The organism is Streptomyces sp. NPDC026301, assembly GCF_055567935.1.
Map to the genome: position 1 here is coordinate 305705 of NZ_JBVHPN010000003.1, position 13402 is coordinate 319106.

Annotated in this window: 13 protein-coding genes and 2 tRNA genes; 9 read left to right on the forward strand and 6 right to left on the reverse strand. The window is 71.2% G+C overall.

The window, feature by feature from the left end:
- Positions 1 to 4 precede the first annotated feature (4 nt).
- Positions 5 to 898, reverse strand: a complete 894-nt coding sequence (locus ACZ4MH_RS07070; protein ID WP_351599553.1) for a maleate cis-trans isomerase family protein — start codon at positions 896 to 898, stop codon at positions 5 to 7.
- Positions 899 to 1096: 198 nt separating this feature from the next.
- Between ACZ4MH_RS07070 and ACZ4MH_RS07075 the strand changes: the two genes are divergently transcribed.
- Together ACZ4MH_RS07075 and ACZ4MH_RS07080 are read left to right on the forward strand one after the other, a co-directional pair.
- Positions 1097 to 2062, forward strand: coding sequence for a D-2-hydroxyacid dehydrogenase (locus tag ACZ4MH_RS07075; protein ID WP_351599552.1), 966 nt, complete (start codon positions 1097 to 1099; stop codon positions 2060 to 2062).
- Between the two features lie 91 nt (positions 2063 to 2153).
- Positions 2154 to 3575, forward strand: coding sequence for an amidase (locus tag ACZ4MH_RS07080; protein WP_351599551.1), 1422 nt, complete (start codon positions 2154 to 2156; stop codon positions 3573 to 3575).
- Positions 3576 to 3743: 168 nt separating this feature from the next.
- Here ACZ4MH_RS07080 and ACZ4MH_RS07085 read toward each other — a convergent pair whose 3' ends face one another.
- Positions 3744 to 4265 carry a DUF3830 family protein gene (locus tag ACZ4MH_RS07085; RefSeq protein ID WP_351599550.1) on the reverse strand — a complete coding sequence of 174 codons (522 nt, stop codon included), beginning with the start codon at positions 4263 to 4265 and terminating at the stop codon, positions 3744 to 3746.
- A gap of 282 nt (positions 4266 to 4547) precedes the next feature.
- On the opposite strand from ACZ4MH_RS07085, the gene ehuB reads away from it, so the two are divergent.
- The 6 genes from ehuB to ACZ4MH_RS07115 all read left to right on the forward strand — a co-directional run bounded on the left by ehuB (position 4548) and on the right by ACZ4MH_RS07115 (position 8895).
- Entirely contained in the window at positions 4548 to 5468 is a 921-nt protein-coding gene (gene ehuB / locus ACZ4MH_RS07090; RefSeq protein WP_351599549.1) for an ectoine/hydroxyectoine ABC transporter substrate-binding protein EhuB, read from the forward strand.
- The gene (ehuC, locus tag ACZ4MH_RS07095) at positions 5465 to 6220 is read left to right on the forward strand and encodes an ectoine/hydroxyectoine ABC transporter permease subunit EhuC (protein ID WP_351599548.1); all 756 of its coding nucleotides are present in this window, start codon (positions 5465 to 5467) and stop codon (positions 6218 to 6220) included. The genes ehuB and ehuC overlap by 4 nt, the downstream gene beginning before the upstream one ends.
- Positions 6217 to 6867 carry an ectoine/hydroxyectoine ABC transporter permease subunit EhuD gene (ehuD, locus tag ACZ4MH_RS07100; RefSeq protein ID WP_351599547.1) on the forward strand — a complete coding sequence of 217 codons (651 nt, stop codon included), beginning with the start codon at positions 6217 to 6219 and terminating at the stop codon, positions 6865 to 6867. The genes ehuC and ehuD overlap by 4 nt, the downstream gene beginning before the upstream one ends.
- On the forward strand, positions 6857 to 7672 hold the full coding sequence (gene ehuA, locus ACZ4MH_RS07105) for an ectoine/hydroxyectoine ABC transporter ATP-binding protein EhuA (RefSeq protein WP_351599546.1): 816 nt from the start codon (positions 6857 to 6859) through the stop codon (positions 7670 to 7672). Before ehuD ends, ehuA begins: the two co-directional genes overlap by 11 nt.
- A 283-nt stretch (positions 7673 to 7955) precedes the next feature.
- Positions 7956 to 8714, forward strand: a complete 759-nt coding sequence (locus tag ACZ4MH_RS07110; RefSeq protein WP_351599545.1) for an IclR family transcriptional regulator — start codon at positions 7956 to 7958, stop codon at positions 8712 to 8714.
- Between the two features lie 107 nt (positions 8715 to 8821).
- A tRNA-Lys gene (locus ACZ4MH_RS07115) sits at positions 8822 to 8895 on the forward strand.
- Between the two features lie 67 nt (positions 8896 to 8962).
- On the opposite strand, the gene ACZ4MH_RS07120 is transcribed toward ACZ4MH_RS07115, so the two are convergent.
- The 4 genes from ACZ4MH_RS07120 to ACZ4MH_RS07135 form a co-directional block, all read right to left on the reverse strand.
- Positions 8963 to 9556 carry a lytic polysaccharide monooxygenase auxiliary activity family 9 protein gene (locus ACZ4MH_RS07120; RefSeq protein WP_351599544.1) on the reverse strand — a complete coding sequence of 198 codons (594 nt, stop codon included), beginning with the start codon at positions 9554 to 9556 and terminating at the stop codon, positions 8963 to 8965.
- Positions 9557 to 9723: 167 nt separating this feature from the next.
- Positions 9724 to 10140 (reverse strand): SsgA family sporulation/cell division regulator, encoded by a 417-nt coding sequence (locus ACZ4MH_RS07125; RefSeq protein ID WP_351599543.1) that lies wholly within the window; start codon positions 10138 to 10140, stop codon positions 9724 to 9726.
- A gap of 9 nt (positions 10141 to 10149) precedes the next feature.
- A complete protein-coding gene (locus ACZ4MH_RS07130) occupies positions 10150 to 11586 on the reverse strand; it encodes an SPFH domain-containing protein (RefSeq protein WP_467754348.1) in 1437 nt (478 codons plus the stop codon).
- Positions 11587 to 11606: 20 nt separating this feature from the next.
- Entirely contained in the window at positions 11607 to 12977 is a 1371-nt protein-coding gene (locus ACZ4MH_RS07135) for a peptidoglycan-binding protein (protein ID WP_467754350.1), read from the reverse strand.
- Positions 12978 to 13295: 318 nt separating this feature from the next.
- Here ACZ4MH_RS07135 and ACZ4MH_RS07140 point away from each other — a divergent pair.
- A tRNA-Lys gene (locus ACZ4MH_RS07140) sits at positions 13296 to 13369 on the forward strand.
- The last annotated feature ends 33 nt before the right edge of the window (positions 13370 to 13402 follow it).

Here is a 13402-nt window from a genome sequence, read left to right on the forward strand (position 1 = left end):
GCCGTCAGGCGTCGTACGTATCGTCCGGAAAGGGCGGGACGTCGAGCCCCTCGGCCGCTTCGGCCTCCGGAACCGCGGGCGGCCCTGCGAAGGCCGCCTCCGGCTCCGGCCGGTGCCGCGGCACGGCGTCCGGCGATCCGGACAGCGCCGCGGGGCCGCGTCTCGCGACGGGGTCGAGCAGCGCCTGATAAGGACCTACCGCGTGGCTGCCGATGGCGCGCAGCGCGCCCCACATGGTGACCTGGTTGGCCGACAGGACGGGCATCCGCAGCTCGGCCTCCAGCTGCGGGATCACGTCGTACGTCGGGAGGTTGGTGCAGCTGATGAAGAGCGCGTCGGTCGCGCCCACCACCGCCTGCCGCGCCATGTCGACGACGTCGCGGTACGGCACCTTCCAGATGTGCCGGGTCAGGCCCAGGTAGGCGCGGCCCGTGACCGTGATGCCCGCTTCGGCCAGATACTCCTCCAGAGAGTCGGTGACGGATTTGGTGTACGGCGTGACCAGGGCGACCCGCCGCGCGCCGATCTCGCACAGCGCGTCCAGCAGCGCCCCCGACGTGGTCATCGAGGGCACCTCACCGGCCTGCTGCATGGCGGCGCACATGGCGCGCTCGCCCGCCACGCCGCCGACGAAACTGCCCGAGGTGCAGGCATAGGACACCACCCGCGGGGCGACGGCGGACAGCGCCTGCACCGCCTCGCGGAGCGTTTCGTGTTCGCTGACGAGCCGGGCGAGGTCGAGCGAGACCTCGACGGGCACGAAAGGGGTGCGGGTGAGGTGGAGGGACACGTCGTCGGGTACCCAGCGCCACAGCTCGCGGTCGAGTGCGAAGTCGAAGGGCGCAACGACGCCCACACCGCATTGAGGCTGTGGGCCCCCGAGAAAAGAGACGTCCATGAATGGCCCCTAGAAGAACGAAGGGCTAGGCCATTGGCCAGGGATTGTGAAACTGCCGGCACAAGCCGGGACGTCGGGACAGAGCCGTTGTTGACACGGTAGATACGACTTCTTAGCGTGGTCAATCCTCGCATCTCAGGCATCTGTCGGCGCCTCTTTCATTTAACGGGGCACACGTTTCAGAACGGTTTCTGATCCATGACCGAAAACACCGTCCTTGTCCTCGGAACCGACCCGCCGCCGAAGCTCGACAGACTGTCCGGACGCGCCAAGGTGATCTTCGCGGACGAGATGACGCTGGCCGGCCAACTTCCTACCGCCGATGTGCTCTTGGCCTGGGATTTCACCTCCGACGCGATCCGCGACGCCTGGGCCGCCGGCGGCCCGCGGCCCGCCTGGGTGCACACCGCGAGCGCCGGCGTGGACCGGCTGCTGTGCCCCGGGCTGATCGAGGACGAGACCGTTGTGACCAATGCGCGGGGCGTTTTCGAGCAACCCATCGCGGAGTACGTCGCCGGTTTGGTGATCGCGATGGCCAAGGATTTTTATGGCAGTTGGGAACTCCAGCGGCAGCGGCGGTGGCAGCACAGGGAAACGCTCCGGGTGGCCGGATCGCGGGCCGTCGTGGTCGGTTCCGGGCCGATCGGGCGGGCCATCGGGCAGACCCTGAAAGCACTCGGGATCACGGTCGACCTGGTCGGACGCCGGGAGCGGACGGGTGATCCGCAGTTCGGACTGGTACATGCGAGCGACGCACTGGACGGGCTGCTGCCGACCGCCGACTGGGTGGTGTGCGCCGCTCCGCTCACCGAGGAGACCCGCGGCCTTTTCGACCGGCGGGCGTTCGGCCGGATGAAGGAATCGGCCCGCTTCGTGAACGTCGGGCGCGGCCCGATGGTGATCGAACAGGATCTGATCGAGGCGCTGCGCGGATGGAAGATCGCGGCCGCCGCGCTGGACGTCTTCCAGCAGGAGCCGCTGGACACGGACAGCCCGCTGTGGGACGTCCCGCACCTGATCGTCTCGCCGCACATGTGCGGGGACACCCTCGGCTGGCGGGACGCGCTCGCCGAGCAGTTCATGGACAACTACGACCGCTGGGCGGCCGGCGAGCCGCTGCTGAACGTCGTCGACAAGCGGCTGGGGTACGTGCCGGTGCAGTAAGCCCGCGCGTACGGCCTCCGCCGCGCCCGCCCGCGCCCCGGCCCGCCGGGGCGCATTCCGCGCACGCTCCACTCCCCCGATGGAGGGCTTGATGAACCGACTGGCGGATCTCACAGCACTGCGCCTCACGGCCGGCTACGCGGCCGGCGAGTTCACTCCCGTCGAGGCGGTGCGGTCCGCACTGGACCGGGCGGAGCGGGTGCAGCCGTACGTCAACGCCTTCACCCGGCTGGAGCCCGACGAGGCGCTGGCCGCCGCGAAGGAGTCCGGGGAGCGCTGGCGGGCCGGTACGCCGGCCGGGCCTCTGGACGGCGTACCGGTCACCGTGAAGGACATCATCCTGATGCGCGGCGGCCCGACCCTGCGCGGCTCGCGGACCGTGCGCGCGAACCAGGCGTGGGACGAGGACGCGCCCTCGGTCGCCCGGCTGCGGGAGCAGGGCGCGGTCTTCATCGGGAAGACCACGACGCCCGAGTTCGCCTGGAAGGGCGTCACCGACAGCCCCCTGCAGGGCGTCACGGGCAATCCGTACGACCCGCAGCGCACCGCGGGCGGCTCCAGCGGCGGGGGCGCGGCGGCCGTGGCGCTGGGCGCCGGGCCGCTGAGCCTGGGGACGGACGGCGGCGGCTCGGTCCGCATCCCCGCCTCCTTCTGCGGCGTCTTCGCGCTGAAGCCGACGTACGGACGGGTGCCGATGTATCCATCGAGCCCCTTCGGGACGCTGGCGCACGTCGGGCCGATGACGAAGGACGCGGCGGACGCGGCGCTGCTGATGGACGCGATCTCCGGCCCGGACTGGCGGGACTGGTCGCAGCTCGGCCCGGTGTCCGGCTCGTTCGTGGAGCAGCTGTCGGGGCCGGTGGCCGGGCTGCGGGTGGCGTACAGCCCGACGCTCGGCTGGGACGTCCCCGTACGGCCGGAGATCGCGACGGCGGTCCGGCGGGCCGTGGAGAAGCTGGCGGAGCTGGGCGCGCACGTGGAGGAGGTCGACCCGGGGATCGAGGACCCGGTGGAGGCGTTCCACACCCTGTGGTTCAGCGGGGCGGCGCGGGTCGTGCAGCCGCTCGGGGAGGAGGCGCGCGAGCTGCTGGAACCGGCGCTGCGCACGGTGTGCGAGCAGGGCGCGCGCTACAGCGCGCTGGACTACCTGGCGGCGGTGGACGTACGGATGGCGCTCGGCCGGCAGATGGGGCGGTTCCACGAGACGTACGACCTGCTGGTCACGCCGACCGAGCCGATCACGGCCTTCGAGGCGGGCGTGGAGGTGCCGAAGGGGTCGGGGCACGAGCGCTGGACGGGCTGGACGCCGTTCACGTACCCCTTCAACATGACGCAGCAGCCCGCCGCGACGCTGCCGTGCGGCGTGGACGGCGACGGGCTGCCGATCGGGGTGCAGCTGGTCGGCGCGCGGCACGCGGACGCGCTGGTACTGCGCGCCGCGCACGCCCTGTACGGGGCCGGGGTGGCGGACATCCCGGCCCCGGCGCTCATCGCCGCGCCCGGCGGGAGCTGAGCGTTAGAGCCTGGGTCTAAACCCCGGCCGGGCGCCCGCCGCCTGGCACGCACTCTCGCGGCGTTGCCGAACCGCCCACGTAGCTCCGCTACGAGGACGCTCCGGCGCCTTGCGATAGCACGCACCAGACGACGTTCGCTGATCCGACCAGGGTTTAGACCCAGGCTCTTACGCCCGGCGGAAGCTGAGCGTCTCGCCGAGCGCGCCGGCCCGCCAGAGGTCCTGGCAGGCGTCGGCCATCCGGTCCAGGCCGTCCACGACGGAGCCCCAGACGATGCCCGGGACCCAGCCCGCGTCGCCGTTGATCAGCAGGTTGTTGCGCTCGTAGAAGAGCGCGAGGTCGACGACGGTGGTGCGCTCGGCGTGCGCCGCCTTGGCGCCCTGCCGCTCGGCCGCCGCCTCGTATCCGTACGAGGAGGTAGCCAGCTGGGTGTCGGTGAAGGTGAAGTAGCACAGGTCGCCGGGGATCGGGGTGATCGTGGGGTTCTCCAGCGGCGGCTCCTCGGGGGCGAAGGGCGGCACCAGGGCGTAGATCTCGTTGCGGGCGTACTTGGCGTGGTAGACGTCGCCGCCGAGCGGGAGCGCGTCCCAGACGGCGGCGCAGGTGACGGGCGCGCGGTCGTCGAGCAGCTTCGCCGTACAGCGGACGCCGCGCTTGTCCAGGGAGACCTCGATGAATCGATCGGCCATGATGACCCCTCTTGGTTGATTACCATGCTTACCGGTCACTGCCGGTCATCGGTGACGTATCACCCGGCACCCCGAGCGTAGGGCGTCCCCGGACACTTCCCCGGGCAGCACGGGAGAAGTCATTTCCCTCCTGTCCCAACCACCCCACACATAGCCGCTGTTACGCCCATGTTTCCCCCGCAACTGCATGTAGGTCCCCTTCGGTACCGGAAACATCAAGGGCCGGAAACGATCGGCATAGCTCCGGCGGCTTCGGGTAGTCGCGCGCCCATGGCTCCACCAATGGGGAACACCAAAGAATCCGGGCGAAGTTCGGGAAGCGGCCTCCGCCGCCGCACGCTGCTCGCGGGGGTGGCGGCGCTCGGCGCGGCGGGCGCGATGGGCGCCACGAGCGGGTGCAGCCGGGTGTCGACGGCCGACACCGGTGACGGCGGGCACCTGCTGGAACAGCTGCGCGCCAAGGGCACCGTACGGCTGGGCCTAGCCGGCGAGCAGCCGTACGGCTACATCGGCAAGGACGGGAAGATGACCGGCTCGGCGCCGGCCATCGCCGAGCGGATCTTCAAGCGGCTGGGCGTGGCGAACGTACAGCCGTTCGCCACCGAATTCGGCTCGCTCATCACCGGGCTGAATTCCCTCCAGTTCGACGTCGTGGCCGCCGGGATGTACATCAATCCGGAACGATGTCAGCAGGTGATCTTCGCCGATCCCGAATACCAGATGCTCGATGCCTTCATCGTGCCGAAGGGGAATCCGAAGAACCTGCACTCCTACAAGGACATCGCCAAGGCCGGTGCCCATATGGCGACCGGCGTCGGCTATGCGGAGATCGGCTACGCCAAGGAGGCCGGGGTCAAGAACATCACGACCCTGCCCGACCAGCTGGCCGGCCTGCTCGCGGTCGAGCAGGGGCGCATCGACGTGTTCGTCGGCACCGCGGTGACCGTGCGGAACGTCGTGCGCGAGACCGAGACGACAAAGGCGGAGGCCACCCAGGAAGTCACGCCGTACGTGGACGGAAAGCCGGTCATCGACGTCGGCGGATTCGCCTTCCGCTCCCCGGAGACCCATCTCCGGGACGCCTTCAACCGCGAGCTGCACAAGATGAAGAAGAGCGGCGAACTCCTGGACGTCATGCGGCCCTTCGGGTTCACGAAGGACCAGATGACGACCATCACCGCTAAGGAGAAGTGCAAGCCATGAGCGAAATCAGCTGGGGTTTGTGGGAACTCCTCCTCCAGGGCGTCTGGATCACCGTCCAGCTGACGGTCTTCAGCGCCGCACTCGCCGCCGTGGTGGCCTTCGTCATCGGCCTGGCCCGGGCCCACCGGCTGTGGATCGTGCGCTTCCTGTCCGGCGCGTACTTCGAGATCTTCCGCGGCACGTCCGCGCTGATCCTGATGTTCTGGGTCTTCTTCGTACTCCCGATCGGCTTCGGGTGGCAGCTGGTCCCCATGTGGGCAGCCGTACTGGCCCTGGGCCTGAGCTACGGCGCGTACGGCTCGGAAGTCGTACGCGGCGCGGTCAATGCCGTGGCCCCTGCCCAGCGCGAGGCGGGCATCGCGCTCAGTTTCAGCCCCGCCCAGCAGCTGCGGAAGATCATCCTGCCGCAGGCGTGGCCGGAGATGGTCCCGCCGTTCAACAACCTGCTGATCGAGCTGCTCAAGGGCACGGCCCTGGTCTCGATCATGGGCGTGGCCGACATCGCCTTCGGCGCCTCGCTGGTACGCAACGCCACCGGCCAGAGCGCCCCCGTCTACACGATCATCCTGGTCATGTACTTCATCCTGGCGTTCCTGCTGACGCGCGGGATGCGGGTCGTGGAGCGGCACGCCAAGGCCGGGATCGGGAAGGCCCCCGAGAAGCGTGAGGGCCTGCGCAGCAAGCTGAGCGCCGCCCAGGTCGGCGACGTCACGCGCTCCGGCGCGGCCCCGGCGGGAGGTACGGGCCAGTGAACTGGAACTGGAACGCGGTCGGCGACTTCCTGCCGATGTTCTGGCACGGCCTGCTGGTCACCCTGGAGGCCCTGGCGCTCGGCTCGCTGATCGCCTTCGTCCTCGGGCTGTTCTGGGCCATGGCGCAGCGCTCCGAGCACGCCGTGGTGCGCTGGCCGGTGGTGGGGGTCACCGAGTTCATCCGTAACACCCCCCTACTCGTCCAGCTGTTCTTCCTCTACTACGTGCTGCCCGAGTGGGGGATCACGCTCTCGGCGCTGACCACCGGCGTGATCGGCCTCGGCCTGCACTACTCGACGTACACCGCCGAGGTCTACCGCGCCGGCATCGACGGCGTGCCGGTGGGCCAGTGGGAGGCGGCGACCGCGCTCAGCCTGCCGCGCTCGCGGACCTGGGGCGCGGTGATCCTGCCGCAGGCGATCCGCCGGGTCGTGCCGGCGCTGGGCAACTACGTCGTCGCGATGCTCAAGGACACGCCGATGATCTTCGTGATCGGGGTGCTGGAGATGCTGGGCGAGGCCCGCCAGTTCTCGTCCCAGACCTTCCAGACCATCGAGCCCTACACGGTCGTCGGCCTCGCCTTCATCGTCATCGCCTACCCGGCTTCCCTTCTTCTGCGAGCCCTGGAGCGTCGCCTTGTCCGCTGACATCACCCCCTCGAAAGAATCGGCCAACCCGGCGGTGGACGGCAGCGAGCTGATCCGCTTCGACCACGTCACCAAGCGCTTCGGTACCAATACGGTCCTGGACTCGCTGGACTTCACGGTCTCCTCGGGCAAGCACGTCACCCTCATCGGTCCTTCCGGGTCGGGCAAGACCACGATCCTGCGGCTGCTGATGACGCTGCTGAAGCCGGACGAGGGCACGATCAGGGTGGGCGGGGAGTACCTCACCCACGAACAGAAGAACGGGAAGCTCGTACCGGCCGGCGAGAAGCACACCCGCGAGGTGCGCAAGAACATCGGCATGGTCTTCCAGCAGTTCAACCTCTTCCCCAACATGAAGGTGCTGCGCAACGTCACCGAGGCGCCGGTGCACGTGCTGGGGATGTCCAAGGAGGCGGCCGAGGAGCGCGCCCACGAGCTGCTGGACCTGGTGGGCCTGACCGAGCACGTGGACAAGTACCCCACCCAGCTCTCCGGCGGTCAGCAGCAGCGGGTCGCCATCGCGCGCGCCCTGGCCATGCGGCCGCAGGTGCTGCTCCTGGACGAGGTCACCTCCGCGCTCGACCCGGAGCTGGTGGCCGGCGTGCTGGACGTGCTGCGGGACATCGCGCACACGACGGACATCACGATGCTGTGCGTGACGCACGAGATGAACTTCGCGCGGGACATCTCCGATGACGTCCTGATGTTCGACTCGGGCCGGGTCATCGAGTCCGGGCCGCCCGAGAAGATCTTCACGGAGCCGGAGCACGAGCGGACGCGGGAGTTCCTGAGCGCGGTGCTCTGATCCCCCCCGGCGCGCCGGACAGGAGGAGCGGCCCGCCGCCCCACGACGGGGCGGCGGGCCGTTTCTCTGCCCCGGGTCGTGCCGTGGGCATATGCCATGGTGGTGAATCGCTGAACAGAAGCACCCCGAACGACGATTTTCACTCAAGGCCCCCTCCTGTAAGCCCGGTTGGCGGCTATCGTGGTACGAGCCCCGCCACCCGGTAAGGCCGCGCGACGCACGATGTCCGTGACGGGCGGCGACGGTGACGATGCAAACGGTCACAACCTGCTAGGGGGACACCGTGGCGCCGACGTACGAGCCCACCGCGCCTTACCACTCGGTGCGCTATGCACTCCGTGTGCTCGAAACGGTTTCCCGGCACCCCACCGGCACGACCGACGCGCAGATAGCGCGGGAGACCGGTCTGGCCGCCGGCCATCTCACACACATGCTGGCGATGCTGCGCCGCGAGGGCTATCTCGACCAGCTGTCCGACGGCGCGTATGTGGTCGGGGAGTCCCTGTCGCTGCTCGGCGGCGGCGTCGACCGCGCCCAGGCGCTCAACGACAAGCTGCAGACCTCGCTGGACGAGCTGCGCGACTCCGTCGGCGCCGCGGTCTACATCAGCCGCTACATCGACGGCGAGGTGCGCATCCTGCACTACGCCGACGGCCCGCAGGCCCCCAAGGTCAACGAATGGGCGGAGTTCCACCGCACGGCGCACGCGAGCGCGATGGGCAAGTGCCTGCTCGCCCAGCTCGACCACGACGGCCGGCGGGACCACCTCTCGCGGCACAAGACCGCCCGGCTCACCTCCCGGACGATCACCAACGAGAAGGTGCTCTTCCACAAGCTCGACAGCCAGCCGGCCTCCGTCCCCGTCCTGGACCTCCAGGAGTACGCCGTCGGCACGGTCTGCGCGGCCGTCCCGATCACGGCCGGCGCGACGGTGGGCTGCCTCGCGCTGTCGATGCCGCTGGAGCACGCCCACCGGCTGCGCAAGGCCGCCGACACGCTGAACCGCAGGGCGGCTCCGGTCCTGCTGTCGCTGGCGCTCTGACCTGCTGCCGGGCGCGTGAGCTCCCGACAGCAGGGGCCCGCGGTGTGGCTGGGGCCACACGGTCAGGAGCACCCCCGAGGAGCGGGTAGTATTTACGTCGTCAGCAGGCGCCGTTAGCTCAGTTGGTTAGAGCAGCTGACTCTTAATCAGCGGGTCCGGGGTTCGAGTCCCTGACGGCGCACAGACAGCGAAGGCCCTCACTCCGGTGAGGGCCTTCGTCGTGTGCCGGGACGGCCGGCGGTCTGCCGTTACGACAGGTTCACGTCGGCGCAGGAGTAGAAGGCGTTGCCGGTGTCGGCGATGTTCCAGACGCCGAGGATGATGTGCCGGCCGTGGTGGCCGGTGGGGACGGTGCCCTGCTGGCTCCAGGTCTCCGGCGGCTGCTTGCCGCCCATCGGCACCGTCATGAAGGGCTGCGACTCCAGCGCGGCACGGGTGAGCGGCTTGCTCGGGTCGTAGCCCTCCTTGGTGATGTAGTACCGGAAGTCCGTCGTGGCGTGCCGGGCGGTCATCTTCCAGCTGAAGGTGAAGCCCTGCCCCGCCTTGAGGGCGGTCGCGGGCCACTGGCCGCCGCGCGGGTCGTCCAGCTCGGCGAACGAGGAGTTGCCGCCGGCACAGATCTTGCCGTCGGCGGGGCCCGCGGCCGGGAAGCCCTTCGGGCCCTCGACGCTCTGCGGCTCCCACTGGATGGCGCCGCAGTTCTTGACGGTGCCGGCGGCGCACAGCGACTGCCGGCTCGGGGGCTGGGTGCCGTACCCGTGGCTGGAGGCGCTGCCCGTGGCGAGCAGGGAGGCGCCGGCTATGCCGAGGGTGATCACGGCGACGCTGATCTTCTTGCGCATGCTTCGCTCCTGAACGTGGGGGAGGTTCGGTGAGAGCCGTGCACTGCGGTCTAGACCAAGTCGCAGCGTAATGACGCCTGTTGCACTTGTCCAGACCAATTGCCCACCTGCTCGTCACCCGTGCCCCGCCGCCCGTTCAGGCGGCCGCAAGGTGCGGACCCGGACCCTCAGTTCCGCTCCGCGAAGAGCCGGGCGAGGTGCGCGTCCAGATCGAGGAAGCGGCCCTCCTCCCCCGGCGGCACCACCTCCGCCGTCGCCCGCACCCAGGCCGCCAGGTCCGTCGCCTCGGCCGTCAGCGCGCACGCGCTCCCGGCGGCCCACAGCTCGATGTGCACCCGGCGGAGCCCGACCGCGTCCCGGAACGGCCGCATCCGCACATCTCCCTCACCCGCCGGGCCGCGCAGCCCGGCGAGCAGCAGCTCCCGTGAGAACACCCAGGTCGTGACCGTACGGCCCTGGCTGACGAAGGCGACGCGCACCTCGTACGGGCGGTCGCTGCGGTAGCTGAACCGGCCCGCCACCGGGACGACGGTGTCCGGGCCGAGCAGCAGCTGCAGTTCGAGGGTGCGGGTCGTGGCGGCCACCACGGCGCCTCACTCCTGCGCCGCCGCGCTGCCGCGGGCGGTGTAGAACGCCACGGTCAGGTCCTTGACCAGCGCCTTGCGTTCGTAGTCGTCCAGCTCCACCAGCCCCCGGGTGGTGAGCCGCCGTACCGTGTCGTCCACCGCGTCCACCACCGAGGTCAGCACGGTGTCGCGGTGCCGGGCGTCGATCGCGGCGATCTGCCGGCGGTGCATGGCGGCCGCCACCTCCGGCGCGTACTCGATGCGGGTGGGCTGCGCGGAGAACACCTCGATGCCCACCGGGCGGCAGTCGGCGGCGAGCTGCGCCGTCAGCGCGTCGCCCACCGCGTCGGCGTCCCGCAGGCTCGGCGACTCCTCGTGAAAGGCGTCGGCGGGCAGCCGGCCGAGTACCCGCGCGGTGCCCGCCTCCACCTGTTCGCGCAGGTAGCTGAGGTGATCGTCGACCGCGTACCGGGCCCGCGCGGCGTCCACGACCCGCCAGACCACCAGCACCACGGCCCGCAGCTGCACCCCGGCCGCGTCCACCGCCGGCATCGGCTCGCTGCGCCAGTGCCGCAGCCGCACGTCCACCCGGCGGCGGCGCAGCACGGGGCTGATCCACACCAGGCCGGTGCGCCGGACGGTGCCGCGGTAGCGCCCGAAGAGGCTGAGCACCCAGGCGCCGCCGACCCGGCCGCGGGCCAGCCCGCCGAGCGCGAAGAGCGTGGCCGCGCAGCCCAGTACGAGCAGTGCCAGGTCGCGGGGCGGCAGCGGCGTACGGGCGCGGGCGGGCAGTCGCAGCAGGCGTACGGCCTGGTCGGGCAGCATCCCGTGCCACCACAGCAGCGCCCCGCAGCACGCGGCGGCGAGCAGCCCGGCGCACAGCGCGTACCCGCCGGGGAGGGAGGGGCCGCGCCGCTCGGTGAGGTCCGGGTCCGCCGCGGGGGCGCGCCGGCTGCCGGGCCGTACGGACGCGGGGCGGCCCGGGCCGGTCTCCCCGTCGGGCGCGGCGGCCGGCGAGGTCACCCGGCTGCCGGCGTCGACCACGCCGAGGGCGTCGGTCAGCACCGCGCGCTCGGCGGTGTCGAGCAGCTCCTCGGCGGCCTCGATGCCGGCCGTCGGCGGCAGGCCCTGCGGCCCCGGGTCCGGTTCGGGCTCCGGCGCGGGCTCGGGTTCGGGCCTCGGTACGGGCGCCGGGTCGGGGATCGGCTCCGAGGCGGCCGCCCAGTACGGGGCGGGGGGTGGGCCGGTGGGTACCGGGCCGGCGGAGTCCGTGGGGACCTGCCCCGAGCCCGTCGGCGCGGGTCCGGCCGCGACGCCGAATTCGTCCACGAAGGGCAGTCCCGTGTCCGGGTCCATCAGGGGGACCATCCGCGGCGCCGGTCCGTAGCCCTCGGCCCCCGCTGTGTATCCCGGCTCCGCCGGGAACGCGGTCTCCGGCTGTCCGCTGTCCGTTCTGCCTGCCATGAAGTGCTCCGTCTGCTCCGTCATAGGAAGAGTCGCCGCCAGGTCTCGGGGCCCGGGTAGCCGTCCGCTTCGGCGCCGCGCCAGCCCTGCGCGCGCTGGAACGCCTCGACGTTCCGGCGGTCCGCCTCCGACCAGCGCGGTCCGGGGCCCGAGGTGTAGTGCTTGCCGTAGCCCTTCTGTACGAGCTGCCGGCCGAGCCGGGTCACGTGGCTGCCGGACTGACCGGGCCGGAAGTGCCGGACGCCGGGGAAGCCGCCCGCCTTGCCGCCGGCCGCGTGGCCGCCGATGTTCCGGCCCTTGCCGCCGGAGAGGTACGCCCAGGTGTCCGGCCCGGGAAGGCCGTCGGCCTCCGCGCCGCGCCACCCCTGGGCGCGCTGGAAGGCCCGGGTGGCCTCGCGGTCCGCCGAACTCCAGCGCGGTCCGGGCCCCGCGCGGTAGAACGCGCCGCCGCCGCGGGCCACCAGCAGCCGCCCGAGCTCGGTCACCCACGCGTTGTGGGCGCCGGGCCCGAAGTGCCCCAGGCCGGGAAAGGCGGACGAGAAACCGTCCGGGAGCCCGCCCTCGGGAAGCCCGCCGTCGGGCAGACCGCCGTCCGGAAGACCGCCGTCGGGGACTCCGCTGTCGATCAGGTTCCGGTAGCGATAGGGCACATATTTGTCGGCGTTGCTCCAGTAGGCGTACGGGGTGACCTTCTTGCGGGCGTGCTGCGGAGCCAGTTCGTACGCGACGTACTTCTTCCGGGAGGCGTCCGCCCAGCCGCCGAAGACGGTCACGTGCGACCCTGCCGAGGGGTTCCCCGTGTTGTGGTACAGCAGGATGTCGCCGGGCCGCAGCGCGTCCTTCGTTATCCGCACGGCGTACCGGCTGAGCGATCCGGTCCACTGGTTGCTGCCCAGCCCCCAGGCCATCGAGACGAAGCCCGAGCAGTCCTCGCGGTAGCCGTCGGACCAGTAGCCGTTCATGTTGTACGGCACCCGGGCCGCGATCCACGCCTTCGCCCGCGCGATGATCGCCGCGCGCGTGGTGCCGCGCGGCTCCTCGGCGGGCCGCGCGCGTCCGCTGCCCGCACCGCCGTACAAGCCGCTGACCCGGCCCTGCGCGCCCGGCGTCGCCTGCGGGGCCGGGGCCGGTCCCGTGTCGGCCGCCGCGCTGCCGGCCGGGCCGGCCGCGGGACGGCCGTCCTCCGTCGCCGGGAGGACACCGGCGGCCGGGGTGGCCAGGACCGTACCGGCCGCGGCCGCCAGTACGAGTGCGCGGCGGGCGCCGTGCGCGGCGGGGTGGCCGCCGTCCCTGAGTCGCGCCGTGTGCGCGAGGGTCCGCCGCTGCTGGGCACAGCCCGCGCAGGGGCAGTCGTCCGCGGGCTCGAATTCGACGAACACCGGCACCGTCATTCCCGTTCCCCTTCCGGCCACTGCTGTCTCATTGGCCTCACACCGGCACAGCTTCTCAACTACCGGCACATACCGCATGCTGACGGGGCAACTGATGACCTTGTGCACGGAAACCCTCTTCCCCGGAGCAAAACCGGCGAACCGTCGGGCGAAATCGCGTCAATGAGTCCCGGCGGGGGAATGCGACACGCGGGAGAAAAGCCGGTCGGCACCCATACCGGCAGGAGTGTCACACCTCACACATTCGGCGGGTCGCCGGACGGCCTTCCGCGGTCCGGAGCACCCCTGGTGTTCGTGTAGAGTTTTCCAGGTCAGCGCGCGCCGCTAGCTCAGTTGGTTAGAGCAGCTGACTCTTAATCAGCGGGTCCGGGGTTCGAGTCCCTGGCGGCGCACGTAGGACCGAGGCCCCCTCGTCACGACGAGGG

Excerpts from the sequence above, each read along its gene's own strand:
- ACZ4MH_RS07070 (WP_351599553.1), bottom strand. The coding sequence starts at position 898 with ATGGACGTCTCTTTTCTCGGGGGCCCACAGCCTCAATGCGGTGTGGGC.
- ACZ4MH_RS07075 (WP_351599552.1), top strand. The coding sequence starts at position 1,097 with ATGACCGAAAACACCGTCCTTGTCCTCGGAACCGACCCGCCGCCGAAG.
- ACZ4MH_RS07080 (WP_351599551.1), top strand. The coding sequence starts at position 2,154 with ATGAACCGACTGGCGGATCTCACAGCACTGCGCCTCACGGCCGGCTAC.
- ACZ4MH_RS07085 (WP_351599550.1), bottom strand. The coding sequence starts at position 4,265 with ATGGCCGATCGATTCATCGAGGTCTCCCTGGACAAGCGCGGCGTCCGC.
- ehuB (WP_351599549.1), top strand. The coding sequence starts at position 4,548 with ATGGGGAACACCAAAGAATCCGGGCGAAGTTCGGGAAGCGGCCTCCGC.
- ehuC (WP_351599548.1), top strand. The coding sequence starts at position 5,465 with ATGAGCGAAATCAGCTGGGGTTTGTGGGAACTCCTCCTCCAGGGCGTC.
- ACZ4MH_RS07120 (WP_351599544.1), bottom strand. The coding sequence starts at position 9,556 with ATGCGCAAGAAGATCAGCGTCGCCGTGATCACCCTCGGCATAGCCGGC.
- ACZ4MH_RS07130 (WP_467754348.1), bottom strand. The coding sequence starts at position 11,586 with ATGGCAGGCAGAACGGACAGCGGACAGCCGGAGACCGCGTTCCCGGCG.
- ACZ4MH_RS07135 (WP_467754350.1), bottom strand. The coding sequence starts at position 12,977 with ATGACGGTGCCGGTGTTCGTCGAATTCGAGCCCGCGGACGACTGCCCC.